Source organism: Nannocystis pusilla, assembly GCF_026626665.1.
In the GTDB taxonomy this organism is placed as follows: domain Bacteria; phylum Myxococcota_A; class Polyangia; order Nannocystales; family Nannocystaceae; genus Nannocystis; species Nannocystis pusilla.
In genome coordinates, this window is the sequence record NZ_JAPNKE010000002.1 from 2394409 (window position 1) to 2419766 (window position 25358).

Here is a 25358-nt window from a genome sequence, read left to right on the forward strand (position 1 = left end):
TGTTCAGAGCCTGGATGTCCGCTGCGACCTGTCGGATGAGGCAGGTGAAGAAGGACATGTCGCAGAGGACATGCCCCTAAGACCGGCCAGCACCTCGCGCGAACGGGCGCGGCTCAGGCCGCCTGCTTGGTCGAGCAGTCGCGGCGCTGGGCGTCGGTGCAGCCGCAGTTGCCGTTGGCCAGGCCGCCGCACGAGCCCTTGAGGGCCTTGCCGGCGAAGATGGCGCCGACGGCCATGCCGAGCATGACGGCCCCGAGGACGGCGATGGTGAGCAGGATCGTGGGCATGTCAGGGATTGAGGTTGGCGGACGGAGACCCCGCGCGCAAGGCCGCGAAGGCCGCCGTGGCGCGCGGGGCGAAGCCGGCGCCGTCGCGCACGAGGAACAGGGCCGGCAGCTCTCGCGCTCGGCGAGGGCGAAGCCGTCTTCGGGGCCGAGGACGTTGAGCGCGGTGGCGTAGGCGTCGGCGAGCGCGGCCGTGCGGTGGATGACCGTGACCGAGGCCAGCTTGTGATCGATCGGACGGCCGCTCCGCGGGTCGATGGTGTGCGAGATCCGTCGACCCGCCTCCTCGCGGTAGTTGCGGTAGTCGCCCGAGGTCGCGAGCGCGGCGTCGCGCAAGGGGACGACCTCCTGCACGACGCGCTCGTCGACGGCGCCGTCGGGGCGCTCGATGCCGAGGCGCCACGGGCCCTCGGGGCCGTCGCCGCGGGCCCGGAACTCGCCGCCGACGTCGACGAGGTGGCGGCCAAAGCCGAGCTCGACGAGGCGATCGGAGAGGACGTCGGCCGCGTAGCCCGGGGCGATCGCGGACAGGGTGATCGTGAGGCCGGGCTTGTCCTTGCGCAGCGTGTTTGCGCTGCGGTCGGCGTGCAGCGACTGCCAGCCGACCTGCGCGCGCAGGGCGGCGAACTGCTCGTCGGTCGGCGGGCTGGCGGTCTTGTCGCGGCCGAAGCCCCAGGCGTCGACGAGCGGGGAGACCGTGACGTCGAACGCGCCGCCGCTGCGCTCGCTGACCTCGTTCGCTTGCGCGACGACCTCGACGAGCGCGGCCGGGGCGGGGAAGGCGGAGGTGTCGGCGCGGCGGTTGAACTCGCTTATCGCCGAGTCGTCGCGCCAGGTCGACATCTCTCGATCGATCTGCGCGAGCTCGGCCTCGATCATCGGCAGGATCGGCGCCACGTCGCGGCCCTCGTGGACGACGGTGACGCGCCAGGTGGTGCCCATCGTCGGGCCCGAGAGCACGTGCACCGGGCCGCTCGCGGGCGCGGCGGCGGGCGCACCCGCGGGCGCACCCGCGGGCGGGGGAGTGACCTGTCCCGAAGGCCAGAGGCGCCAGGCGCTCAAAGCCACGAAGGTCAAAAGACAGAGCGGGAGCAGGACCTGTGCCCTGCTCCCGTACTTTTGTTTCAGGCCCGGAGGGCCGTGCAAACCAGTTTGCGGATCCGTCACGAGGGGTGGCCCTGCGTGGGTGAGGCGCGAGCGAGGCTCAGCCGCCGAAGTCGTCCATCATGATGTTCTCGGGCTCGACGCCGAGGTCGGTGAGCATCTTGATGACGGCGGCGTTCATCATCGGCGGGCCGCAGATGTAGTACTCGCAGTCTTCCGGAGCCGGGTGCATCTTGAGGTAGTTCTCGAGCAGCACCTGGTGGATGAAGCCCTTGTAGCCGGTCCAGTTGTCCTCCGGCTTGGCTCGGACAGCGCGAGGTGCCACTTGAAGTTGGGGAACTCGCGCTGGATGCCGTCGAAGTCCTCGACGTAGAAGGCCTCGCGGAGGCTGCGGGCGCCGTACCAGAACGAGACCTTGCGGTCGGTCTTGAGGCGCTTGAACTGGTCGAAGATGTGCGAGCGCATCGGCGCCATGCCGGCGCCGCCGCCGATGAAGACCATCTCGTTCTTGGTCTCGCGGGCGAAGAACTCGCCGTACGGGCCGGAGATGACGACAGGGTCGCCCGGCTTCCGGCTGAAGATGAACGAGCTCATGATGCCCGGAGGGGCGTCGGGGACCTTCGGCGGCGGGGTTGCGATCCGGATGTTCAGCATGATGATGCCGTACTCCTCCGGATAGTTCGCCATCGAGTAGGCGCGCTCGACCGTCTCGGTGCAGTTCGAGACGTAGCGCCACAAGTTGTACTTGTCCCACTCGTCCCGGTACTTCTCCTCGATGATCATGTCCTTGTAGTTCGCGACGTGCGGCGGGCACTCGATCTGGATGTAGCCGCCGGCGCGGAACGGGACGACCTCACCGGGCGGGAGCTCGATGACGAACTCCTTGATGAAGGTGGCGACGCCGTTGTTCGAGCGGACCTTGCAGGTCCACTTCTTGATCTCGAAGATCTCGTGCGGCAGCTCGATCTCCATGTCGCCCTTGACCTTGACCTGACACGACAGCCGGCAGCCCTCGCGAGCCTCGCCCTTGCTGATGTGACCGGCCTCGGTCGGGACCATGGAGCCGCCGCCGCTGTGGACCTTCACCTTGCACACGCCGCAGCTGCCTTGCCGCCGCAGGCCGAGGGGATGAAGATCTTCTGGTTGGCGAGGGTGTTGAGCAGCGTGCTGCCGGCGGGGACCCGCATCGCCAGGGTGGGGTCGCCGTTGATGCCGATCGTGACGGCCTCGGTGTTGACCAGCTTCGCCTTGGCGGCGAGCAGGATGAACACCAGGGCCAGGATCACGAACGTGAACATGGCCACGCCGAGGATGATGATGGTGGTCATAAGGTGGGTGCTCCTCCGCGGGTCAGAGCTGGATGCCCGAGAAGGCGAGGAAGCCGATCGCCATCAGGCCGGTGAGGATGAACGCGATGCCGAGGCCGCGCAGACCCTCGGGGACGTTGCTGTAGCGCATCTTCTCGCGCAGGGCGGCGAGCGCGACGATCGCCATCGCCCAGCCGATGCCCGAGCCGATGCCGAACACGGCGGCCTCGCCGAGGCTGTACTCGCGCTGCTCCATGAACAGCGAGGCGCCGAGGATGGCGCAGTTGACCGCGATGAGCGGCAGGAACACGCCCAGCGCGTTGTAGAGGGCCGGGGCGTAGCGGTCGACCGCCATCTCGACGACCTGGACGACGGCCGCGATGGTGCCGATCTGGACCAGGAAGCTCAGGAAGCTGAGGTCGACGGTGGCGAACTCGGGGCTGATCCACACCAGCGCGCCCTCCTGAGGAGGGACACGATGATGATCTGGTTGAGCGGCACGCACACGGCGAGCACGAAGATGACCGCGGCGCCGAGGCCGATCGCCGTCTCGACCTTCTTCGACACGGCGAGGAACGAGCACATGCCCAGGAAGAACGCCAGGGCCATGTTCTCGACGAAGATCGACTTCGTCAGGAGGCTCAAGTAGTGCTCGAGCATGGGGTCACTCCTTCTCCATCTGCGCCGGCTTGACGGTGCGGATGATCCAGATCATGCAGCCGATCAGGAAGAACGCCGAAGGCGCCATGACCATCAGGCCGTTGGTAGTGTACCAGCCGCCGTCGTTGACGGTCTTGAAGATCTCGACGCCGAACAGCTTGCCCGAGCCGAACAGCTCGCGGATGAAGCCGATGACGAGCAGCACCATGCTGTACCCGAGGCCGTTGCCGATGCCGTCGAGGAAGCTGATGCCCGGCTTGTTGGCCATCGCGTAGGCCTCGGCGCGGCCCATGACGATGCAGTTGGTGATGATCAGGCCGACGAACACGCTGAGCTGCTTGCTCACGTCGTAGACGAAGGCCTTGAGCACCTGGTCGGTGATGATGACGAGCGAGGCGATGATCGTCAGCTGGACGATGATGCGGATGCTCGACGGGATGTAGTTCCGGATCGAGCTGATCGCCAGGTTGCTGAACGCGGTGACGGTGGTCAGCGCGATCGACATGACGAAGGCCGTCTCGAGCTTGGTCGTGACCGCCAGCGCCGAGCAGATGCCGAGCACCTGCAGGGCGATCGGGTTGTTGTTGAACAGCGGGTCGAAGAGGACGCCCTTGGTCTGCTTGTCCATGACTTACTTGCCCCCCGCCGCCTTGAAGTGTTGGATGTAGGGACCGAAGCCGTCGGGGCCGAACCAGAACTTGACGAGGTTCGAGACGCCGTTGCTGGTGATGGTCGCGCCGGACAGGCCGTCGACGCGGTACGGGTCGCTGGCCGCCGGGCCGGCCTTGCCCTTGACGATAGCGATCTGCGGCTCGCCCTTGTCGCCGTAGATCTTGCGGCCGGGCCACAGGGCCTTCCACTTGGGGTTGTCGACCTCGCCGCCGAGGCCGGGGGTCTCGCCGTGCTGGTAGAAGGTGATGCCCTTGACGGTGTTGGCGTCCTTGGCGTCGACGGCGATGAAGCCGTACAGCGTCGACCACAGGCCGTAGCCCTCGATCGGGAAGATCAGAGTGTCGACGGCGCCGCCCTTGACGACCTTGTAGACCAGCGCGTTGTTGGGCAGGCGCAGGACCTTGGCGGCGTTCGCCGGGGCCTCGTGGCTCTGCGCCGGGTCCTTCTGGGCCTTGCGCTGGTCGAAGCCGGCCGGGTCGACGCCCTGAGCCGCGACGCCGCCCTTGAGGTCGACGACCTCGGGCTTGATGTTGTCGGCGAAGCGCTTCTTGACCTCGTCAGGCTTGAGCGTCTCGCCTTCCTGCATCAGGCCGGCGACCGCGAGGACCTGCTTCTGCTGGTCGAGCTTCTTGTTCTCGGCCTGGCGGTCGGCCAGCGCGACCGCGGCGCTGGCGATGCCGACCCCGCAGACGACGCAGACCAATGCGGCGAAGCCGATGGTGTAGCCGGTACTATGCTGCGCCATGACGAGCGAGCCTCCTTGATGTTGGCCTGGACGAAGAAGTGGTCGATGAGCGGGGCGAACATGTTCATGAACAGGATCGCCAGCATCATGCCCTCGGGGTAGGCGGGGTTCACGACCCGCACCAGGACGACGAGGACGCCGATGCCGAAGCCGTAGATCAGCTTGCCGATGTCGGTGAAGGCCGACGAGACCGGGTCGGTGGCCATGAACACCATGCCGAAGGCCCAGCCGCCGAGCACGACGTGCCACTCGAACGGCAGGTTGAACATGGCGTTGGTCTGGCTGCCGATGGCGTTGAACAGGCTCGACATGGCGAGCGTGCCGAGCACGACGCCGAGCATGGTGCGCCATGAGCCGACCCGGGTGAGGATGAGGATCGCGGCCCCGATCAGACAGGCCAGCGTCGAGGTCTCACCCATCGATCCGGGGATGAAGCCGAGGAAGCTGTCCCACCAGGTCGCGGTCCAGCCGCCGGTCTGGTTCATCACCACGCCGGGGTCGACCGCGGCGCGCGCCAGCGCGGTGGCGCCGGAGACGCCTTGCGGCAGAGCAGTGAGGTTGGCGGCCACCCACGGCTGGTCGCCCGAGATCTGGGCCGGGTAGGCGAAGAACAGGAACGCGCGGGCGGTCAGCGCCGGGTTCAGCACGTTCATGCCGGTGCCACCGAAGACCTCCTTGCCGATGACGACGCCGAAGGCGATGCCGAGCGCGACCTGCCACAGCGGGATGGTCGGCGGCAAGGTCAGCGGGAACAGCAGGCCGGTGACGAGGAAGCCCTCGTTGATCTCGTGCTTGCGGACGACCGAGAAGATCGCCTCGCAGTTGCCGCCGATCGCCATCGTGATGGCGTAGACCGGGAGGAAGTAGATGGCGCCGTGGAGGAAGCAGGCGAGGATGCTGGCCGGGTCGAAGCCGAGGCCGAACATCTGGTAGAGCGCGGTCTGCCAGTTGTCGAGCGGCGCGGCGCCCTTGGCGATCATCAGGTGCGCCTGCAGGCCGGTGTTGTACATCGCGAACAACACGCACGGGAGCAGCGCGATGACGACGGTGGTCATCATGCGCTTGAGATCGAGGGCGTCGCGGACGTGGGAGTCGCGCTTGGCGACGTCCGGGGGCGTGTAGAGGAAGGTGTCCGCCGCCTCGTAGAGGGGGTACAGCTTCTCGTGCTTGCCGCCCTTCTCGAAGGAGTGGGCGAGCTTGTCGAGCATCTTTCGCAACATCTGCGTCAGCCCTCTTTCTCGATCTCGTTGAGGTTGTGCCGGAGCACGGCGCCGAAGTCGGACTTACCCGGGTCGACGAAGGTGCACAGCGCCAGGTCCTCCTCGTCGAGCTCGAGCGCGCCGAGCTGGACGGCCCGATCGGTGTCGCCGACGAGGAGCGAGCGGAGCAGGAAGGTCGGCAGGATGTCGAGCGGCATGACGCGCTCGTACATGCCGATCGGGACCATGGCCCGCGGTGAGCCGTTGGTCGTGGTGGTGAGGTCGAACTTCTTGCCGAACAGCTTGGCCAGGTAGCCGAAGTAGACCGGGATGGTGCTGTACTTGCGGCCGCCCGGGGCGAGCCAGCCGAGCAGCTTGCGCTGCCGGCCCTCGGCGAGGGCGGTGACCTGGTTGACGTAGCGGCCGAGGTAGCCGTCGACGTCGCCGACTGCCTTGCGCCCGCCGAACACCGAGCCGCTGACGACGCGGTTCTCGCCGGCGGGGGAGGTCTTGAGCTCGCCGGCGGTCAGCTCGTCGAGGCTGGCGCCGCTGCGGGTGCTGAGCAGGCGCGGCCGCTGGACGGTCGGGCCGCCGAGGGCGACGACGCGGGTGAAGTCGAGCTCGCCGGTGGCGAACAGGCGGCCGACGGCGACCACGTCCTGGTAGCCGATGTGCCAGACGACGCGCTCGCGGTTGACCGGCTCGAGCACGTGGATGTGCGTGCCGACCAGGCCGGCCGGGTGGGGACCCTCGAAGGTCTCGACGCGCGCGCCGGCGGCGGCGCCGGCGTCGAGGGAGAGGCCGGGGCCCTTGCACACGTAGGTCTTCGGCGCGAGCTTGCTGAGGACGGCCAGGCCGCGCTGGAAGTCGGCCTCGTGGCCCTTGAGCACCACCGCGACGTCGGCCGTCAGCGGGCTGGTGTCGATGGCGGTGACGAACAGCGCGCGCGGGGTCGACTCGGGGCTCGGGACGCGCGAGAACGGGCGCTGGCGCAGGGCCGTCCACAGGCCCGATTCGACCAGCAGCGCCTTGACCTCGTCGGCGCCGAGCTGCTCGACCGGCTTGCGCGTGTAGCTGGCGAACGTGACCCTGTCCTCGGGGCCAGGTTGACCGGCGACCTCGCGCTCGTTGAGGGCGATGACCAGCGAGACGAAGGCCCGCTTCTCGCCGCGGTGAACGGCGACGACCGAGCCGGCGCCCGGGGCGGTGAAGCGGACGCCCGGGGTCTTGCGATCCTCGAACAGGAGTTGTCCGCGCTTGACGGCGTCGCCGACCTTGACCTCCATCTTCGGCTTCATGCCCACGTAATCGGCGCCCAGGAGGGCGACGTGACGTACGGGCGTTCCGGCCTCGATCACCTGCTGCGGCGTGCCGGTGATCGGGAGGTCGAGTCCCTTGATCCGATGTACTGTCATGGTGCGGGTTCTTGCGCGGACCGAGTCGGGCCTGAAGGCTTTCGCTGGGGCAGATCCGGTGCGTGAAGTTCGGAGCCCGGAGGCTCGTGGAGTGAGGCGGCCCGAACCGGTCCGAAAGACCGCTCGGAACGCCCTGGGGGGCGTTTACTATGTTCGCGGGTTTTTCGGAGTGCGGCCGGCCGTCCGCGGACGTGCGAGGGGTCACAAGACCTCGAGATCGCCGCGCGCGGCGGCCGATGCGGCGACCGGCGCGCCGGCCGACGGAACGCCGGGCAGGCGGTCGTAACGCATGTTCCGGCGCGCGGGGACGAAGCCGGCGAGCCGGATGTGGGCCTCGATCTCGGCGGCGCTCATCATGAACCGCGCGCCGGCCTGCGAGACGACGTTCTCCTCGATCATGACAGACCCGAAGTCGTTTGCGCCGAAGCGCAGGGCGACCTCGCCGATCTCGGGCCCGAGAGTCGGCCAGCTGACCTGCAGGTTGGGGACGTTGTCGAGGTAGAGCCGCGCCAGCGCTTGTACTCGCAAGTACCGCAGCGGGCTGGTGTCGTCGCGCAGCTTGAGCCGGGTGCCGTCGGCCTGGAACGGCCAGGTGATGAAGGCGGTGAATCCCCCGGTCTCGTCCTGCAGGCTGCGCACCCGGTCCATGTGGTGGACGAGCTGCTCGGCGGTCTCCTGAAAGCCGAACACCATGGTGGCGGTGGTTTTCATGCCGAGGGCGTGGGCCTCGCGCATGACCGCAAGCCACTCGTCCGCGGTGTTCTTGAAGGGCGAGATCCGGGCGCGGATCTCGTCGTCCAGGATCTCGGCGCCGCCGCCCGGCAACGAGTCCATGCCGGCCGCGCGCAGCCGGACGAGGACGTCCCGGATCGGCAAGTCCTCGAGCTGGGCGATGTGGATGATCTCGGTCGGCGACAGCGCGTGCAACGCGAGGCGGAAGTTGGCCTTGGTCCAGCGGAAGAAGTCCTCGTACCACTCGAGCCCGAGCTCGGGGTTGAGGCCGCCCTGCAGGAGGATCTGGACGCCGCCCATTCCTCGGTCTCGCGGAATTGCGGGCGAGCTCTTCGCGGCTCAGGACGTAGCCGCCGCGGCCGCCGGGCGGGGTGTAAAATTGCAGAACTTACAACGCGTTACGCACACGTTTGTATAGTTTACATTACGGTCGATGATGTAGGTGACGACGCCCTCGGGATGGAGCGCGGCGCGACGCGCGTCGGCGGCGGCGCCGAGCGCCATGAGGTCGGCGTGCTCGTAGAGGAAGATGCCCTCGGCGAGGTCGAGGCGACCGCCGGCGGCGGCACGCGCGAGCAACTCGTCGGCCGCGAGCGGCGGCCGCGGTCGGCGGGCGGCGACCAGCGCTTCGGGCGCGGCGCCGCCGGCGAAGCGGATGTGGACCGGATCCTCGGGGTCGTGGCCGGGGATCGTGAGGAGCCCGGCGGCGGTGGCCCGCGAGAGGAACTCGACGACGCCCTCGCGCTCCTTGGTGGAGAGGCCGTAGCGGATCGCCCGCCGGAGGTAGTTGGCGTAGGCGTTGTCGCTGAGGAGGTCGCGCGCGGGCAGGCCGGCCTGCAGCTGCTGCTCGCGGAAGGCGTGGGCGAGCTCCTCGGCGTGCTTGAGGCCGTAGGCGCGGGCGTCCTGCAGGGCAGTGACGTGGGCGGGCGTGAGGAGGCCGGGGCGCGCGGCCCAGACGGCGAACACGAACGGGAGGCCGGTCTGGGCCAGCCACATGGCGCCGAGGTCGAAGACGTGCGGGAAGCGGTCGTGCAGCGCCATGGCGGCGTCGCCGATCACGAGGGCGGCGTGGGTGCCCCGGACGAGGCCGGCGCCCTCGCGGTGCGGGGCGTGGACGCACTCGGGGCTTATGCCCTGGGCGCGCAGGAGCAGCTGCACGAGGACGACGGAGGTCCGCGAGGCGGCGTCCAGGTAGATCCGCTCGATCTGCGGCAAGGGGACGGCGGAGACCAACAGGACCGAGTGCACCGGCCCGCGACAGCCGATGCCGACCTCGGGCACGACCTCCCACTCGGGGTGCGCGGCGCAAGCGGCGACCGGGACGAGGGCGACGTCACACTCGCCGGTCTCCAGCGCCGCGCGCACTCGCTGGGGAGCACGAGGCTGAGGTCGAACAGCGGGGTGCCGTCCGGGTGGCGCGGAATCTTGTCGGCGGAGAGGTGCTGGCCGACGAGCGGCTGGACGAGCGGCCAGGCGTTGAGGAACGAGACCGCACAGGCGCGCAATGGGGCGGGCATGGCGGGCGGATTGTACGAGAAAGGAAGGCGAGCGGCGAGGCGCGTGCGCTTGCTCGCAGGGGCGGCCAGGGGGGAGGGGCTGGCCTTGAGGACAGGTCAGAGGGGGAGCTCGAGGTTGGCGGCGGGCAGCGCGACGTCCTCGTAGAGGTCGACGAGCGCGAGCTTGACGCCGGCGGTCTCGAGAGCGAGCTCGTCGTGCGGGCGCTGCAAGATCTCGGTGAGCCAGCGACGCTCGTCGAGGCGACGGTGCAACTCGACGAACATGCGCTCGCTGTCGACGAGCAAGACCTCGCGCACGCTGGCGATGGCCCGGTACTCGGGGACCTTGCACCGGCGATCGAAGAGCTCGGTGCTCTCCGACAGGACCTCGCACACGAACAGCGGCGCGGCGACGTCGCGCTCGCCCGGGCGCGAGGGTTCGCAGGTGACGAGCAGGTCGGCCTGGTAGTAGGAGTGCTCGCGCGTGGGCGGGAGGATGCCGGCCTCGGTCTGGACGCGGCAGGGACGACGACCGCGGAGAGCCGCCTTGAGGGCGGCGCCGAGGTTGATCACGAGGGTCCCGTGGGCGTTCTTCGGCGGGGCCATGGCGACGATCTGGCCGTCGTGCAGCTCGCGGCGGAGGTCGTCGGGCCACGTGAGCGCGTAGAAATCGGCCAGAGTGACGAGCGTGGAAGATTTCGGCTGTGGGTGACCCATGGCGTGTCGACCTGGTGTTCGGGACAGGTCAGCCGGCGGCTTCTTCGGCGGGGAAGACGACGCGGCGGTAGAGGTCCGCGAGCGCGAGATCGAGGCCGACGCTGTCGAGGTGGAGGATGTCGGTCGGGTCGCGCAAGATCTCGCTGAGCCAGCGCGTGCCCTCGAAGCGGCGGTAGAGCTCGACGTGCATGGCCTCGCTGTCGACGAGCACGACCTCCTGGACGCTGGCGAGCTGGCGGTAGTCGGGCAGCTTGCGGTTGCGATCGATCGCCTGCGTGCTTGCAGACAGCACCTCGACGAGCAGGATCGGGGCGTGGATCGTGCGCTGGCGGGGCTCGGGCGGCTCGCAGGTGACGAGCAGGTCGACCTGGTAGCAGGTGTCGCGGCCGGCGGCTGGGACGAGGCCAGCGCTGGTGAGGAGGTCGGAACCGTCCGCGAGCATGCGGCCGATGGCATGAGCGAGGGCCGTGACGAGACTCTGGTGCGCGCGCATCGCCGGGGGCGATGCTACGACGTGGCCGTCGTGGAGCTCGTGGCGGGCGCCTTCCGGCCAGGGGATGGCCAGGAACTCGTCGACCGTCAGCGGGTCGGGGGGCTGGCGCCGCGGTTCGCCCATGCCACGATCAGCGTAGCAGAGGTCGAGCCGGGCAGGTAGCGGCCGCGCGGGGCGTCCGGCGGGCTGGAGGCATGTATGTCCTTTCGGACATGTTTAGAAGGACATGCGGAACGGCGAGCGCGCGGCGGGCCGCTGCTTGCGGCGGGCGACGTCGAAGTAGACCGAGAGGCCGACGTCCCAGTAGGGGCTGATTTCGCGGCCCTCGCGGTTGTGGAGGCCGAACAGGCCGCCGCTGGCGAAGATGTCGACGTGGCGGGCGATCCGGAATTGCATGCCGCCGTGGAGGGAGCCGAACAGGGTGGAGGGCAGGCCCTCGGCGGCGGTGGCCTGCAGGCGGCCGCGGGCGTAGAGGGCGAAGAAGCTGAAGTGGTAGCCGGCGCCGCCGCCGACGTAGCCGCCGAGAGCGGCGCGCTCGGTCCAGCCGCGGGTGTCGGCGCACGGAGAGTCAGGGCAGTAGAAGCGGCCGCCGACGCCGCCGCCGACGCCGAGCTTGCCGTCGAGGGCGCCGTGGAGCTTGCGGTCGCGACGGGGCGCGTAGGTGAAGCGACCGCCGAGGTAGCCGAGAGCCCACTGGCGGAACGAGAAGTCGGCGCCGACCTCGACGCTGGCCCAGTCGCGTACGCCGTAGCCGATGAACGGGCCGCCGCTGCCGGGGCGACCCGGGTGCGCGACGGCGCCGCCGAGCTCGAGCTGACCCTGGCGGATCCGGCCGGGAGCGCCGTAGCCGGGGCTGCGCACGGGCGGGCCGTAGGACATGCAAGCCGGGCAGACGAGCAGCACGGCGAGCGCGGGCAGCCGAACGATCGCGCTCGCGGTCCGACGAGAGTCCACGCCCATCGCGGCCGAGAATGGCAGGAACGGGCCCGGTCGGCAAGGATGGGACCCGCCACGCGAACGATGTAGAAGGGCTCGGGCAGCGAGGACAGAGACCCCGCGGGGCCGAGGAGAACGGGCCCCGGTCGGCCAGGACGGCGCCCGTGGCCGAGGAGCGCGCTCGCAAGGACATGACCTTCGAGACATGTGATTCGCCTGCACGGCGGCCAGCGCTCGCCCGCGCGGGGCAGACGGGTTATCCTGCCGGGTATGACGCGCGCCTGGGCGACGCTGTGGACGAGGAGTCAGGCGGCGGCGGCCGATCGCCACACGATCGTGGAGCTGGGGGCGCCGTCGCCGGTGTTGATGGAGCGGGCGGCGCTGTGCTGCGCCCGCGAGGCGCTGGCGATGCGCGGGGACCTGCCGGTGTGGGCGCTGTGCGGGCCGGGCAACAACGGCGGCGACGGGGTGGCGGTGGCGCGGATCCTCCACGGGTGGGGGGTGCCGGCGCGGGCGTTCCTGCTGAGCGAACGCATGAGCCCGGAGCTGGCCGAGCAGGTGGCCCTGGCCGAGAAGCTGGGGGTGCCGATCGAGCGCGGGCTGCCGCAGGGGCAGGCGGAGGCGCTGATCGTCGACGCGATGCTCGGGACGGGGGCCGCGCCGCCGCTGCGCCAGCCGTTCGTGGCGGCGGTGACGTGGGCCAACGCGCGCTCGGGGCCGAAGCTTTCGATCGACATCCCGACCGGGCTCGACGCCGACACGGGGGCCGCGCCCGGGCCGGTGTTCGCGGCCGACCGCACGGTGACGTTCGTCCGCTCGAAGCCGGGGCTGCACGTGACGCCGGGACGCGCGGCCTCCGGCGAGGTGGTGGTGGCCGACATCGGGATTGTCTCTCAGGACATGTCGGATGAGACATGTCTGATCGATCCGTGCGAAGTGGCCAGGAGCATCGCGGGGCTGAAACCGGGTTCGCACAAGGGGGAGCGCGGGCACGTCGGCATCGTCGGCGGCTCGGCGGGGACGCCGGGGGCGGCGGTGCTGGCCGGAGCGGCGGCGCTGCGGGCCGGAGCGGGGCTGGTGACGATCGCCACCGACGATCGCGGCGCAGGCGCAGCTGCTGGCGCACCGGCCGGAGTTGATGGTGCAGCCCCGCGGCGCCGAGCCGGTGCCGGCGGCGAAGGTGCTGGTGGTCGGGCCAGGCTTGGTGCGCGAGGCGGACCGGGCGGGGCTGGCGGAATTATGGTTGGAAGACCGGCGGGCGGCGGTGTGGGATGCGTCGGCGCTGGCCGAGATCGGGGCGCGATCGGCGATGCCGCGGGTGATCACGCCGCACCCGGCGGAGGCGGCTCGCTTGCTGTCCGCGAGGACAGGTGAGACGTGGACCGCGGCGCGGGTGCAGGCCGATCGACCGCTGGCGGCGCGGTCGCTGGCGACGGTGACGGGCGCGGTGGTGGTGCTGAAGGGCGAAGGGACGCTGGTGGCCGAGGGCTCGCGCCTGGGCGTGTGCGTGAGCGGCGGGCCGGCCCTGGCGACCGCGGGCAGCGGCGACTGTCTGGCCGGAGCGATCGCGGCGCTGCTCGGCCGCGGGCTGTCGCCGTGGGCCGCCGCGACGGCGGGGGTGCATGTGCACGGGGTGGCGGGCGAACGGTTGGTGGTGGGGGCGGTGGCGCTGGACATCGCCGACGCGATCGCGGCGGTGCTGGCTGCGCCCGAGGAGACGCACCCGCGGTTCCGCGGCGCGTGCTCGGCTGAACGCGAGCTCGGCGGTTCTCACTGCGGCCGCCGAGGTCGATGCTGCTTCGAGGTCGCCGGTCGCTCGGCAGGTTCGCGGTCGAGATCGGCGAGTCGCTGCGGCCTTCGCTGGCGCGAGGGACGGTCGCCGGAGTCGAGGGGGCGATGCGCGGGCGGGTGTTCAAGGGGCGGGACCTGTGGCACCTTTCCGGCGTGCAGCAGCGAACGGGCGCGCGGGAACCGAGTCGGCGAGGGCGTTGTCCCGTGGCCATGCGAACAGTTTCGGCGTGGTTGTGCGCGGCGGTGCTCCTGGGACTCGGTGCTTGCGGGGAGGGGCTGCCGCCGGCGCCCCCGCCGAAGCCGCGCGCCGAGGGGAAGGCCGCCCCGGAGGTGAAGGCGGGGCCGACCGACGAGTCGCGCGCCGAGCTGTACCTGCAGGCGAAGGAGCGGATGGCGGCGCTGCTGCCCGAGGACAAGGACGGGCCGCAGCGGATCGTGACCGAGCTCGGGCCGGGGCTGCGCGAGATCGCCGACAACGCGAGCGACGCGCCGCTGCGGGCCAACGCGAGCCTGCTGCTGGGGACGCTGCACGAGCGCGCGGGCGATCGGCGGACGGCCATTTCGTTCTACCGCCAGACTCTGGCGCTGCTGCCGAACGAGATCGAGCCGCGGCGAGTGCTGGCGCTGGCGCTGGCGGCCGACGGGCAGTTCGAGGCGGCGATCCCCGAGCAGGAGGCGGTGGTGAAGGACGACCCCGACGACCTCGAGGCGTGGCTGCTGCTCGGTGAGGTGAACGTCAAGGCGGGGCGCACGGAGGAGGCGACGAAGGCCTACGCGGCCTACGAGATGCGGCGCCGCGGGCTCATCGACGGGCTGACGCTGCAGAACAAGGACGGCACGTACGTGATGCCGGTCGATCAGCGGGCCGCGTGCGCGCGGGCGCTGATCCCGGCCCGCGACAACGGGACGGGGCTGGCGCTGCTCTACGCGCTCTCGCGCGAGCCGGACCCGGTCGTGCGCCAGGCGCTGGCGGAGGCGATGGGCAGCCAGCGGCTGACCGGCTACAAGGCGGCGCTGACCGAAGCCGCAGCCAAGGAGGCGCACCCGGAGGCGAAGGCGGCGATGCTGTGGGCGGTCCAGGAGATCGAGCGCGACCCGCTCGAGTCGCGGCCTGGCCGGCGCCGGCCGAGGGGACGGCCGCGGGTGATGTGGCTCAGGGGGCAGGTGCGAAGGGACAGGACCCCAAGGACATTGCCCAGGGGGCAAGTGCGAAGGGACAGGACCCCAAGGACATTGCCCAGGGGGCAGGTGCGAAGGGACAGGACCTGAAGGACAGCGCTCAAGGGGCAGGTGCGGCGGGCGCGGGCGACGGCAAGCGCGAGTCGGGTGCGGGCGCAGGGGCGAGCGGCGGTTCGGCCGAGTCCGGCGCCGGGCCCAGCGCGGGCGACGGCAAGCGCGAGTCGGGCGCGGGCGCAGGGGCGAGCGGCGGTTCGGCCGAGTCCGGCGCCGGAGCCAGCGCGGGCAAGGGCCAGCAGGGCGCAGGGGCGCCGGCGACGAAGCGATGACCCGCGCGCCGGCGTCGCTCGCGGTCGACCACCTGTCGCACCGCTACCCGGGGGCGGCCGCGCCGGCGCTGCGCGACGTGTCGTTCCGCGTGGCGCCGGGCCAGCGCGTGGGGCTCCTGGGGCCGAACGGGGCCGGGAAGTCGACGCTGATGCGGATCGTGTGCGGGTTCTTGCCGGTGCAGGCGGGCCCGGACACGAAGGTGTCGGTGGCCGGGCTCGACGCGTCGTCGCAGTCGCTGCAGGTGCGCGAGCAGGTCGGCTACCTGCCCGAGCAGGTGCCGCTGTACGTCGAGCTGCGGGTGCGCGAGCACCTGGACTTCCGGGCGGCGATCAAGCGGGTGCCGAGGCGCGCGGGCGGCGGAGATCCGCCGGGTGGCCGAGCAGACGGGCCTGGGCGAGATGCTGGAGCGGCCGATCGCGCACCTCTCCCGCGGTTATCGCCAGCGGGTCGGGATCGCCGACGCGCTGCTCGGCGCGCCGCCGCTGGTGGTGCTCGACGAGCCCACCGTGGGGCTCGATCCGAACCAGGTGCTCGAGATCCGGGCGATGCTCAAGTCGCTCGGCGGCGGGCAGACGCTGATCTTCTCGTCGCACATCCTCGCGGAGGTCGAGGCGCTGTGCGACCGCGTGGTGGTGCTGGCCCAGGGCCGCTGCGTGGCCGACGAGTCGGTGGCCGAGGCGCTGCGGGCGAGCGAGGTGCTGGTGCGCTGGGACGGGCCGCCCGGGCGCGCGGCGGAGGTGCTGGCGCTGGCCGGAGCCGGCGGTCCGCAGGTCGAGGGGCCGGTGGCCGACGGCGCCGGCTCGCGCGCCCGGGTCCGCTGCGCCGACGCGGGCGAGGCGGAGGCGCTGGCGGCGGCGCTCGGGCGGGCGAGCCTGCAGGTCGGGGTGCCGCCGGTGCAGCTCGAGATCGGCCGGCGCAGCCTCGAGGAGCGGTTCTACCGCCTGACGAGCGGCGAATCGGATGGCCTGAAGGACATGTCCGAAGGGCGAGGTGAGGCGTGAGCGGGCTCGGCTGGTGGGCGCGCGGGGCGTGGCACGTGGCGCGCAAGGAGCTGCTGTCGCTGTTCGTGACGCCGCTGGCGTACCTGGTGGCGACGCTGTTCCTGCTCAACCAGGGCTACAACTTCGCGCTGCTGCTGCGCGTGCTCAACGACCCGCTGGCGGCGCCGGGGCCGGTGATGCAGTTCTACTTCGGCGGCAGCTTCTTTTTGTTCTGGCTGCCGGTGATCTTCATCTGCGCGGCGCTGAGCATGCGCCTGGTGGCGGAGGAGCGGCGGCTGGGGACGCTCGAGGCGCTGCTGACGGCGCCGCTGTCGCCGGGGCAGCTGGTGGCCGGCAAGTTCGTCGGGGCGTACGCGTTCTACGCGGCGCTGTGGCTGCCGACGGCGGCGTTCTACGTGCTGCTGATGGGCGCGGGGGCGCGGCCGGAGGCGGGGCCGGTGCTGGCGGGGTACCTCGGGGTCGGGCTGGTCGGCGCGAGCTTCTTGGCGGTGGGGCTGCTGGCCAGCGCGATCGCCCGCAGCCAGCTGGCGGCGGCGGTGATGACGTTCGTGGTGTGCACGATCGCGGTGATGAGCGGCCTCCTCGAAGGACAGGTGCAGTCCGAGGCGGCGAGCCGGGCGATCCAGGCGACCAGCCTGCTGACGATGATGCAGGAGCTGGCGCAGGGGATCGTCGATCCGCGCTGGCTGTACCTCCACCTGGCGGCGACGGCGTCGCTGCTGCTGGCGGCGGTGGTGGCAGTGAGCCCGCGCCGGCGCTTCGAGCACGCGGTGCAGGTCGGGTTGGCCGCGTTCACGCTGGCGAACTCGGCGGTGCTGGCGAGCCGGCACGCGGAGCGCGGCGACTGGACGGGTGGGCACGTGTACTCGCTCAGCGAGCGCGCGCGCGAGGTGCTGGCGGGGCTGCCGGCGGCGGTCGAGGTGACGGTGATCGTGCCTTCGACGATCGGCGGCGGTCGGCCGAACCCGCTGCAGGCGGAGCTGCGCGAGGTGCTGGCCCGCATGACGACGGCGGCGCCGGAGCGCCTGCGGGTGCGCTTCGTCGACCCCGACCGCGATCATCAGGAGGCGAGCGCGGCGATCGGCGACTACGCGCTGACCGGCCGCGAGCTGGCCGACGGGGTGGTGCTGATCCGCTCGGGCCAGGGGGCGGGGCTGCGCAAGGCGCATCTGCTGCCGACCGATCTGGTGTCCTTCGCGACAGGTCCCGACGTACAGGTGACGGGGCCGCGGGTGAAGGAGTTCCGCGGCGAGGAGGCGCTGCTCGGCAAGTTCCTCGCGGTCACCGACGCGCGCCGGGTGGTGGTGTGCGCGACGCAGGGGCACGGCGAGCCGGCGCTCGACAGCCTCGAGCCGTACAGCGGCTACGCGCACCTGCGCGACCTGCTGACCGACGCGGGGCTGACGGTGCGGATCGCCGACCTGTCGGGGCCGGAGGGGCTGACGGGCTGCGACGTGCTGCTGGTGGGCGGGCCGCAGGGGCCGCTGCCGCCGGAGCACGTGAAGGAGGTCGAGCGCTTCGTGGCGGGCGGCGGCGATGTGCTGCTGCTGGCGGGCGCGGTGATCCTGCGCGGGAGCAGCGGGCTGGCGCCGAACGGGCTCGAGGAGCTGACGGCGCAGCGGGGGATCCGCTTCGGCGAGCGGGTGGTGGTCGATCCGTCGCCGATGGCCGGGGCGACGCCGTTCCTGGCGTTCACGCTGCAGGAGGGGTGGGGCGACCATCCGGCGACGGCGCGGCTGGTGGGGCAGCCGATCTCGCTGCTGCAGGTGCGCGAGCTGACGGTGGAGCCGCCGGCGACGACGCTGATCCAGACGAGCGAGCGCGGCTGGGCGGAGGCGGACATCCTGGCGTTCACCCGCGGCGAGGCGCCGCGCTTCGATCCGGCGGTCGACCGCGAGGGGCCGGTGCCGATCGCGGCGGCGGCGGAGCTCGGCGGGTCGCGCATGATCGTGGTCGGTTCGGCCGACTTCGCCCTCAACGCGCTGCTCCGCGAAGACGTGGTGTACGACCGCGGGCGCGACTTCTTGCTCAACGCGGTCGGCTGGCTCAGCGAACGCGACGCGCTGCTCGGGCTGCGGCCGCGGCCGCGCGAGCACGTCAAGCTGGTGCTGCAGGAGGACCAGCTGGCGCAGATGGTGTGGATGTGCCTGGTCGGCCTGCCGGGCTTCGGGGCGGTGCTCGGGCTGTGGGTGCTGTGGAGGCGGCGGGTATGAAGGGACATGTTTTAAAAGACATGTCCTCATGGACAGCCACGGGAGCGCCGATGGTGCTGGAGGCGGGCGTGCAGGGACATGCTGTAAAGACATGTCCTCATGGACAGCCTCGGGTGCGCGGCTGGTGCTGGAGGCGGGCGTGAGGGGACATGCTGTAGAAAACATGTCCGCTGGGGCAGGTGTGCGGCGCTTGCCGACGCTGGGGAGACGGCGGGCATGAAGGGACATGCTGTAAAGAACATGTCCGCTCGGGCAGATGTTCGCCGCCAGCCGGCGTCGTGGAGGCGGCGTGTATGAAGGGACATGTTTTAAAAGACATGTTCTTGCGGGCAGCTTCGTGGCGGCCGCGGCCGTTGACGATGGCGCTGACTGCGACGGCGATCGCCAGCGCGGCGCTGCTCCGCTTCGATCCGTGGGCCGGGGGGCCGGCGGCGCCGACGATCTACAGCGCCCAGTCGGCGGCCCGGCGGGTGTTCCCGGAGCTGGGCGAATCGGAGCTGGCGCGAGCGACGATCACCTTGGCGCAGGCCGGGCAGCCGCCGGTGACGCTGACGCCGGCGGACAACGGGCAGCACGCGGTGATCGTCGGCGAGGCGCCGCTGGGGCCGGCCGACGCGGAGGGGCTGGCCGGGCTGTGGAGCTCGCTGCGGATGGCGACGACCTTGCGCGCAGTGGCCGAGGACAGCGCGCTGGGGCCTGTGCGCGGGGAGATCGCGGTCGAGGTCGACGGCCGGCGCGCGGCGTTGACGCTGCACGGGGCGGCCAGCGACGGGGTCGGGGACTACGGGACGATCGCGGGCGCAGGGTCGTGGGTGGTCGAGCCGGAGCTGGCGGCGGCGCTGGCCCAGCCGGCGTCGGCGTGGCTGTCGCGGCGGCTGGTGCCGATCGAGGCCAGCGAGGCGGCGGCGGTGCGCGTGGGGCCGCTGGAGCTGGCGCGCGGGGCGGACTCGCTGTGGCGCGTGGTGACGGGCGCGTCGCCGCAGATCCTGGCGGAGCCGGCGGTGGCCCTGCGCCTCGATCGCATCGTCGCGGCGGAGTTCGAGCCGGCGCCGGCGGAGGCCGCCGAGCTGCCCGTTTCGCCCTGGCTGGAAGTACAGGACCGATCGGGCAGGCGCTGGGAGGTGCGGCTGGGGCCGCCGTGTCCGGGGCAGCCGGGGCGCGTCGTGGTGGACCGCGGAGCGGGGACGCGCGGCTGCGTGGAGGCGGAGATCGACGCGCCGTGGCCGATCGACGATCCCGATGGTGGGCTGGTCGAGCCTCAGCTGGCGCCGTACGCCTACGGGCGGGTGCTGGCGGTGCAGATGGAGGCGCCGGAGCGTCGCCGGCTGCGTCGCCTGGGCGGCGGCTGGGTGGTCGAGGAGGACGGGGCGCTGCACGAGGTCGCGGAGCCGGAGGTGTTCCGCTGGTGGACGACGTTGCAGCAGGCGCCGGTCGAGCTGCCGGCGCGGCCGCTCACGGGGTTTTTGCCCGAGGTGGATCTGACGATCGAGTCGGACAGCAGTCAGCGACTGCGGCTGCGCTGCGGGCCGGCCGAGGGGGTGCCGCTGGCTTGCCGGCGCGACGAGGCGCCGCCGCTGGTGGTGGCCCGCGAGGAGCCGCTGGCGCTGGCGTTCACCCGGGAGACGTTCGCGGAGCGCAGGCTGTTGTCCTTCGGGACAGGTGAGGTGCGCGAGCTCGAGATCCTGCCCGGGCGCGGGAGCGATGCGGTGCGCCAGAGCGTGCGCCTCGACCTCGGGGTGTGGCGACTCGACGCGCCGGTCCACCCCGACGGAGCGGCTGCGCTCGACGAGGTCCGGCTCGAGGCGATGCTGGCGGGGCTGCAGGCGGCCCGCGCCGAGGTGTGGACGGATCGCCCGCTGACGGCGCCGCTGCGGACGATCCGCGTCGAGCGGACGGGCAGCGAGGCGGCGACGCTGGAGCTGCACCCGGACTGCGTGGCCCACGTGCCAGGCCAGCCGCGCGCGGCGCTGCTGCCGAAGTCGACCTGCTCGGCGCTGTCGGACGATCTGCTGTACTCGGACCCGCTGCGCTTCTGGCTGGGACAGGCGCGCCGCGTGGAGCTGTCCTCAGGGACAGGCTCGGCGACGGCCACGCGCGAGGGGGTCGAGGAGGCGACGTGGTCGACGTCCGGCGATCCGACGCTGCTGGCGGGGCTGCCGGGCTGGGAGTCGTTCCGGGCGGTGCGCCTGGTCCAGGGCGAGCCGCGCGGTGAGCCGACGACGGCGAAGATCCTCCGGCCCGGAGCGGCGACGGTGACGATCGAGGTCGGCCCGACGATCGAGGAGACGCCCGCGTGGGTGCGCCTGCGCGGGGCCGACTGGTACTACGCGGCCGAGGCGGCCGAACGTCGCTGAGCGGCGGGGAAGCCGGCGCGCGTCGGTTCGCGGCGGGCTTGTGAGTCACTCGCTGCCGAGGGCGGCTCGCTGCGTGAGCCGTCGCTGTCTGGAGCGAGGTGACCGTCTCAGCCCGCGGGGGGGCAGCACGCGCGAGTCGTCACCCGCCGGCGGCGATCTCGGTGCACTCCTTGCCTTCGGGCATGGTGCAGATCTTGGCGTAGTCGAGGCGGAACACGCCGCCGACCTCGACGCACTCCTGCTGCCGGGCGCAGTCGTAGAACTCCTTGCACTCGGCGTCGACGGAGTCGCAGAGGTTGGCGTCCTTGTCCTCACCGCTCGTGTCGCTGCCGTTCTTGGCGTCGCACGCGGCGCGTGCATCCTTGAACTCCTCGCACGACTCGACCTCCGGCGCGGTGCAGGCTCCGAAGGTGAAGGCAGCGGCGAACGCGAACGCGGTGACGAGGAAGAATCTGTGCACGGTGAGCCTCACTGGACCGGTCCCTGCGAGCGTTGCACGTCTCGCGGCCGCGGGGCAACCGCTCCGCGCGAGGGGTGAAGTCGAGCAGGCCGCGGGCGCTCGCAGTCGTGGTCGCAACGCCACGGTCGCGCCGGCGAAGCGTCGTCGCAGCGCGCGCTGAAGCGAGGCGTGAAGCGGTCGGGACGCGAGGCGACGAAGGGCTAGCGAGGCGGTCGGAGCATCGACCGCAGCGCGGAGAGGTCATGGTCGCCATGAGGGCGCCGTCGCAGAGCGAGAGGGCATGAGCGCCACGAGGGCGTCGTCGCAGAGCGAGAGGTCATGGTCGCCATGAGGGCGCCGGCGCAGAGCGAGGGGGCATGGTCGCCACGCGGACGCCGTCGCAGAGCGAGGGGGCATGGTCGCCACGAGGCGCCATCGCAGACCGAGAGGTCATGAGCGCCAGGAGGCGTGACCGACAAGCGAGCGATGGCTGCCGCCCGGGTCATCGCAGAACGAGAAGACGAGCGCCGAAAAGACATGGTCGCCGCGAGCTGAGGGCGAAACGGCGAGGGCGGCCGCAGCGAAATGCCGGGGCCGGGAAACGGCGGGGGCGGCCGCAGCGAAAATGCCGGGGCCGCCAAACGGCGAGGGCGGCCGCAGCGGGAATGCCGGGGCCGCCAAACGGCGAGGGCGGCCGCAGCGGGAATGCCGGGGCCGCCCTCAGGCGCGTCGCGGAGGCTGCGGGACTACTCGTCCTCGTCTTCCTCTTGGGGGACCCGGAGGTCGTCGTCCGTGCACTCCTTGTCCTCCGGCTGCGGGCACAGCGTGCGGTAGGACTCGATCGGGCAGCACTTCTTGCCGCACTCGGGGTCCTGGCTGCGAGGGATGCACGCCTTGCCGCCGACCTTGGCGTCGACGTTCTCCCGCCCGAGGATCCACGTGAAGTCCGGATCGGGCACGCACGCCAACGCGGCGGCGCAGTCGTAGAACTCCTTGCACTCCGGGTCGACGTTGTTGCACAGGTCGTAGTTGACCGGCTCGTACGCGAAGGCGTTGTTGCCGTCGCAGCTGCCGCGGACCTCCCGGATTCCTCGCACGACCCGGCCTCGGGCGCCCGACAGGCGCCGACCGTGACGGCGAGAGAGAAGCTGAGGAGCGAGCCCAGGAAGATCTTGTGCACGGCGAGCCTCACTTGCCCTTCTTGTTGCCCTTGTTGACCTTCTCGACCAACTTGCGCTGCTCTTCCTCGACGCGGAGCAGCTCGATCGGGTGCCAGGCCGCAGCCTTCGGCGCGATCCAACCCTCGGTGCCCGTGGTCGGGTCGATGGCCTTGTAGTACGTGAAGTCGAGCAGGCCGCGGGCGTCGGCGAACCCCTGGTCGGAGAAGCGCTTGAACTTGCCCTTGAAGGTGTACTGCTTGCCCTTCTCGAACACCACGTCGGGGACCTTCTCCCACCGCTTGGCGTCGTAGTCGGGGATCGTGAAGCGGTAGCCGACGACCATCATCGCCCGCTTCTTGCCCTTCTCGTCGGCCTTGTCCGTGATCCAGATGTGGGGCTGCTTGCCGACCGGGCACTTCTCGCCCTCCGGACAGACCGGCGGCTCGTAGATGTCCTGGACGAAGCCCTTGAGCTCGATCTCCTGGCCGGCGTCGCCGATCTTGACGTTCTCCTCGAGCTCCTTGCGCAGCCCGTAGATCGACCAGGCGCCGTCCTCCCACTTCTCGGCGACCTTGCCCTCGTCGAAGTCGGGCGGGGGCGGGAGTTCAAACTTGACGTTGTCCGCCGCCGACGGTCCCTCGTCCTCCTGGGACTTTTTGACCTTGGGGGCCGGCTCGCCTCCGCAGCCCCATGGAGCCATGCAGAGTGCGGTCGTGATCAGGAGCGTAGAAGCAGAGCGCATCATCGGGAGCGTCGTCCTCCGAGCCCTCCCGCGGGGGAAGGCCGACAATCCTGGCTGTATCACGCGCACGCGCGGAGTTTCAAGTGCTCGGGCCGTTTGGTAGACGATGGGGGTGCAATCGCCGAGCGACGCCCGGGCCCCACGCGCGCAGGTGGCGGCCCCACTCCCGGTCCGCCGCCGAAGACCGAGAGCGGGGCAAGCAGGCCCTCCTGCGATCTCTGACGGCGGCGTGCCTCGCGCTCACGGGCGCCTGCGGCAGTCCGCCCGCGGAGCCGGCCCCCGCAGAGGGTCCGAGCGAAGTCCGTCCGCAGACCCCGGTGATCTCGCCTTCCGCCGAAGACACGGTGGTCGTGGCGGTGCGCCGCCTGCCCGCCACCCTTGACCCGTTCACGGAGCTCGACCCGTGGGGCCAGCGCGTGGTCGACGACCTGCTGTTCGAGGGCCTCGTGCGACGCCAGGGGGACAGCGCCCCCTGGATCGAGATGGCGCTCGCGGACCGCTGCGAGGTCGACCACGACCCGGCCGGCCGCGGGGTGGTGTGCCACCTCCGCGAGGGCGCGCAGTTCCACGACGGCTCGCCGGTGACGCGCGAGGACGCGCTCCTCAGCGTCAATCAATGGTTGGGCCCGCGCGGGCAGGGGCTGCGCCAGCGCCACGGCCTCGACGGGCTGCGCGCGGCGGTGGCGGCCGAGGGACCGCCATCTGGCCCGAAGGACAGCTCAGGCCGGTGGCTGCGCCTGGTGTTCGAACACGACGACCCGCTGGTGCTCGAGAAGATCGCGGCGATCAAGATCGTGCCGCGCGGCCGCGTGGCCCAGGCCGATCAGCCGATCGGCTCGGGGCCGTTCCGCTTCGTGGCCGGCGACGACGTCCACCTGATGCTCGAGCGCACGAGCAAGGCGCCGGGGCTGGCGGGGCGGATCGTGCTGCGAGCGATCGACGACGGCGCGGCGGCGCTGACGGCCCTGCGCCGTGCGGAGGTCCACGTGCTCGCCGAGGTGGCGCCGATCCACGTGCCCAAGGAGCTGGCGAAGCCGGCGATGGCGACGCGCTTCGCCGCATACCTGGTCAGCCCGGCCCGCTTCGATCTGCTCCTCTTTAACCTGCGCGAGGGGCCGCAGTCGGGGCCGCGGATGCGCGCGGCGCTCGACCTCGCGGCGCCGCGCGGGGAGCTGGCGCTGCAGGTCTACGGGCTGCCCGGGCTGCCGGTGACGGCGCCGGTCGATCTCCACGCGCCCGCGCCGATCGACCTGGTGGCGCTCGCGGAGGGCCGCGACGGCGAGGCCGGGCTCGGGCCGCTGATGACGCCGCCGACCGCGACGGCCGACGCCGACGGACGCGCGGCGGCGGACGCGATTCTGACCGAGCTCGGGTGGATCCACGAGCGCGGGGTTCGGCGGCGCCAGAGCGCGGTGCTGCGTCTGCCGCTGACGTGGGACGCGAGCCCGGGGCTGGCGACGGGGGTCGCCCGCGCGCTGCGTGGGGCGTGGAAACAGCTCGGAGTGCAGGCGCCGAGCGTGACTGCCGCTGGCCTTACGTACAGGCGAACCTGCTGCGCGCCGGCAAGTTCAGCGTGGCGCTGGCGCGGCTGGCGTCGGGCACCGATGTCGATCTGTACCCGTGGTTTCACAGCCGCGGCGCGCACAACCTGACCGGCGTGGCCGACCAGACGCTCGACGCGGCGATCGACACGTACCGGTCCGCGCTGACCCGGATCGACCGCGACCGCGCGAAGCAGGCGATCGCGGCGCGCCTCGCCGATCTGCGCCCCGCGATCGTGCTGCACGCGCCGCTGGCAGTGACGCTGCTGTCGCGCACGCTGACCGGGGTGCAGTTCGTCGACGACCTGCCGCGCCTCGATCGCCTCGGCTTCGCGCCGGGCCGCACCGACGACTCGTGGATCCGCGAGCCGTGAGCGGGGAAGCGTGACGTGAACGCTCGCGTGAGGGGGACGCTCGTGAGCGTCACGCGAGGCCCGTCGCGGGGCGGACGGCGCGTGCGTCAATAATTCGACGCGGCGGCCCTCGCTCGCGGGCGTGGTGCGAGATCGGCGAATGTGGATCGAGCGGATCGCGGCCGGTCGGCGAATTCGCGGCTGAATCGGCTCCCTGCGGCCGCGAATCGCCGAATTGCCGAATTGTTGAGGCGGGTGCGACACGCTGCTACTAGCGGGTCAACACGAGGAGCGCAAGCAAATGGCGACCTGGATCCTGTTCCTTCACCTCCTGTTCCCGACCGCGCCGGCCGCCGGTGCCGCCGACCACGACGACGAGGCCGGTCTGCGCTACCGCGGGCTCGAGCAGATGTTCGCCCGCTTCGACGCCGAGGCCGAGCAGGGCGACGAAGGCTGATGGCCTTTGCGACATGCTCGTGGGAGCATGTCCGCTGGGGA

The 25358-nt window shown here is 71.5% G+C and carries 20 protein-coding genes and 5 pseudogenes; 10 read left to right on the plus strand and 15 right to left on the minus strand.

Going from position 1 to position 25358, the window contains the following annotated elements:
* Positions 1 to 113: 113 nt before the first annotated feature.
* The 12 genes and pseudogenes from OV079_RS10415 to OV079_RS10485 all read right to left on the minus strand — a co-directional run bounded on the left by OV079_RS10415 (position 114) and on the right by OV079_RS10485 (position 11727).
* Positions 114 to 1250 (minus strand): FAD:protein FMN transferase, encoded by a 1137-nt coding sequence (locus tag OV079_RS10415; protein ID WP_267767922.1) that lies wholly within the window; start codon positions 1248 to 1250, stop codon positions 114 to 116.
* A gap of 238 nt (positions 1251 to 1488) precedes the next feature.
* Positions 1489 to 2716, minus strand: a pseudogene (gene nqrF, locus OV079_RS57600) (NADH:ubiquinone reductase (Na(+)-transporting) subunit F).
* 22 nt (positions 2717 to 2738) lie between these two features.
* A pseudogene (nqrE, locus tag OV079_RS10435) lies at positions 2739 to 3355 on the minus strand (NADH:ubiquinone reductase (Na(+)-transporting) subunit E).
* Between the two features lie 4 nt (positions 3356 to 3359).
* Positions 3360 to 3983: an NADH:ubiquinone reductase (Na(+)-transporting) subunit D gene (locus tag OV079_RS10445; RefSeq protein WP_267767932.1), complete on the minus strand. Its 624-nt coding sequence runs from the start codon at positions 3981 to 3983 to the stop codon at positions 3360 to 3362.
* Between the two features lie 3 nt (positions 3984 to 3986).
* A complete protein-coding gene (locus OV079_RS10450; protein WP_267778497.1) occupies positions 3987 to 4730 on the minus strand; it encodes a Na(+)-translocating NADH-quinone reductase subunit C in 744 nt (247 codons plus the stop codon).
* A complete protein-coding gene (locus OV079_RS10455) occupies positions 4613 to 5980 on the minus strand; it encodes an NADH:ubiquinone reductase (Na(+)-transporting) subunit B (RefSeq protein ID WP_267767933.1) in 1368 nt (455 codons plus the stop codon). Before OV079_RS10455 ends, OV079_RS10450 begins: the two co-directional genes overlap by 118 nt.
* Before the next feature lie 17 nt (positions 5981 to 5997).
* Complete coding sequence (locus OV079_RS10460; protein WP_267767935.1) at positions 5998 to 7386, minus strand: Na(+)-translocating NADH-quinone reductase subunit A; 1389 nt, start codon at positions 7384 to 7386, stop codon at positions 5998 to 6000.
* 201 nt (positions 7387 to 7587) lie between these two features.
* Positions 7588 to 8418 (minus strand): radical SAM protein, encoded by an 831-nt coding sequence (locus tag OV079_RS10465; protein ID WP_267767937.1) that lies wholly within the window; start codon positions 8416 to 8418, stop codon positions 7588 to 7590.
* 39 nt (positions 8419 to 8457) lie between these two features.
* Entirely contained in the window at positions 8458 to 9483 is a 1026-nt protein-coding gene (locus tag OV079_RS10470; RefSeq protein ID WP_420829400.1) for a menaquinone biosynthetic enzyme MqnA/MqnD family protein, read from the minus strand.
* A gap of 248 nt (positions 9484 to 9731) precedes the next feature.
* Positions 9732 to 10331 carry a Uma2 family endonuclease gene (locus OV079_RS10475; RefSeq protein ID WP_267767939.1) on the minus strand — a complete coding sequence of 200 codons (600 nt, stop codon included), beginning with the start codon at positions 10329 to 10331 and terminating at the stop codon, positions 9732 to 9734.
* Positions 10332 to 10359: 28 nt separating this feature from the next.
* Positions 10360 to 10947 carry a Uma2 family endonuclease gene (locus OV079_RS10480; RefSeq protein WP_267767941.1) on the minus strand — a complete coding sequence of 196 codons (588 nt, stop codon included), beginning with the start codon at positions 10945 to 10947 and terminating at the stop codon, positions 10360 to 10362.
* 93 nt (positions 10948 to 11040) lie between these two features.
* Positions 11041 to 11727, minus strand: coding sequence for a hypothetical protein (locus OV079_RS10485; protein WP_267767942.1), 687 nt, complete (start codon positions 11725 to 11727; stop codon positions 11041 to 11043).
* 303 nt (positions 11728 to 12030) lie between these two features.
* Here OV079_RS10485 and OV079_RS57605 point away from each other — a divergent pair.
* The 7 genes and pseudogenes from OV079_RS57605 to OV079_RS10510 all read left to right on the plus strand — a co-directional run.
* A pseudogene (locus OV079_RS57605) lies at positions 12031 to 12639 on the plus strand (NAD(P)H-hydrate epimerase); the annotation flags it as partial.
* A 259-nt stretch (positions 12640 to 12898) separates the two neighbouring features.
* Complete coding sequence (locus OV079_RS57610; RefSeq protein ID WP_420829401.1) at positions 12899 to 13885, plus strand: ADP-dependent NAD(P)H-hydrate dehydratase; 987 nt, start codon at positions 12899 to 12901, stop codon at positions 13883 to 13885.
* Positions 13795 to 14820 carry a tetratricopeptide repeat protein gene (locus OV079_RS10495; protein WP_267767944.1) on the plus strand — a complete coding sequence of 342 codons (1026 nt, stop codon included), beginning with the start codon at positions 13795 to 13797 and terminating at the stop codon, positions 14818 to 14820. The genes OV079_RS57610 and OV079_RS10495 overlap by 91 nt, the downstream gene beginning before the upstream one ends.
* Positions 14821 to 15052: 232 nt before the next feature.
* Positions 15053 to 15307: pseudogene (locus tag OV079_RS57615) on the plus strand (ATP-binding cassette domain-containing protein); the annotation flags it as partial.
* A gap of 91 nt (positions 15308 to 15398) precedes the next feature.
* Positions 15399 to 16058: pseudogene (locus OV079_RS55730) on the plus strand (ATP-binding cassette domain-containing protein); the annotation flags it as partial.
* Positions 16055 to 18271, plus strand: coding sequence for a Gldg family protein (locus OV079_RS10505; RefSeq protein ID WP_267767945.1), 2217 nt, complete (start codon positions 16055 to 16057; stop codon positions 18269 to 18271). The pseudogene OV079_RS55730 and the gene OV079_RS10505, both read left to right, overlap by 4 nt.
* Positions 18272 to 18549: 278 nt before the next feature.
* Entirely contained in the window at positions 18550 to 20625 is a 2076-nt protein-coding gene (locus OV079_RS10510; protein ID WP_267767947.1) for a hypothetical protein, read from the plus strand.
* 139 nt (positions 20626 to 20764) lie between these two features.
* Here OV079_RS10510 and OV079_RS10515 read toward each other — a convergent pair whose 3' ends face one another.
* The 3 genes from OV079_RS10515 to OV079_RS10525 form a co-directional block, all read right to left on the minus strand.
* Positions 20765 to 21085, minus strand: a complete 321-nt coding sequence (locus OV079_RS10515) for a hypothetical protein (RefSeq protein ID WP_267767948.1) — start codon at positions 21083 to 21085, stop codon at positions 20765 to 20767.
* A gap of 725 nt (positions 21086 to 21810) precedes the next feature.
* Positions 21811 to 22161 carry a hypothetical protein gene (locus tag OV079_RS10520; protein ID WP_267767949.1) on the minus strand — a complete coding sequence of 117 codons (351 nt, stop codon included), beginning with the start codon at positions 22159 to 22161 and terminating at the stop codon, positions 21811 to 21813.
* Positions 22162 to 22252: 91 nt separating this feature from the next.
* On the minus strand, positions 22253 to 22924 hold the full coding sequence (locus OV079_RS10525; RefSeq protein WP_267767951.1) for a hypothetical protein: 672 nt from the start codon (positions 22922 to 22924) through the stop codon (positions 22253 to 22255).
* Between the two features lie 359 nt (positions 22925 to 23283).
* Here OV079_RS10525 and OV079_RS10530 point away from each other — a divergent pair, with 359 nt between their 5' ends.
* The 3 genes from OV079_RS10530 (at position 23284) to OV079_RS10540 (ending at position 25317) form a co-directional block, all read left to right on the plus strand.
* On the plus strand, positions 23284 to 24618 hold the full coding sequence (locus tag OV079_RS10530) for an ABC transporter substrate-binding protein (RefSeq protein ID WP_267767953.1): 1335 nt from the start codon (positions 23284 to 23286) through the stop codon (positions 24616 to 24618).
* Positions 24619 to 24623: 5 nt separating this feature from the next.
* Positions 24624 to 24881 carry a hypothetical protein gene (locus tag OV079_RS10535; protein ID WP_267767954.1) on the plus strand — a complete coding sequence of 86 codons (258 nt, stop codon included), beginning with the start codon at positions 24624 to 24626 and terminating at the stop codon, positions 24879 to 24881.
* Positions 24882 to 25161: 280 nt separating this feature from the next.
* Complete coding sequence (locus tag OV079_RS10540; RefSeq protein ID WP_267767955.1) at positions 25162 to 25317, plus strand: hypothetical protein; 156 nt, start codon at positions 25162 to 25164, stop codon at positions 25315 to 25317.
* Positions 25318 to 25358: the final 41 nt, after the last annotated feature.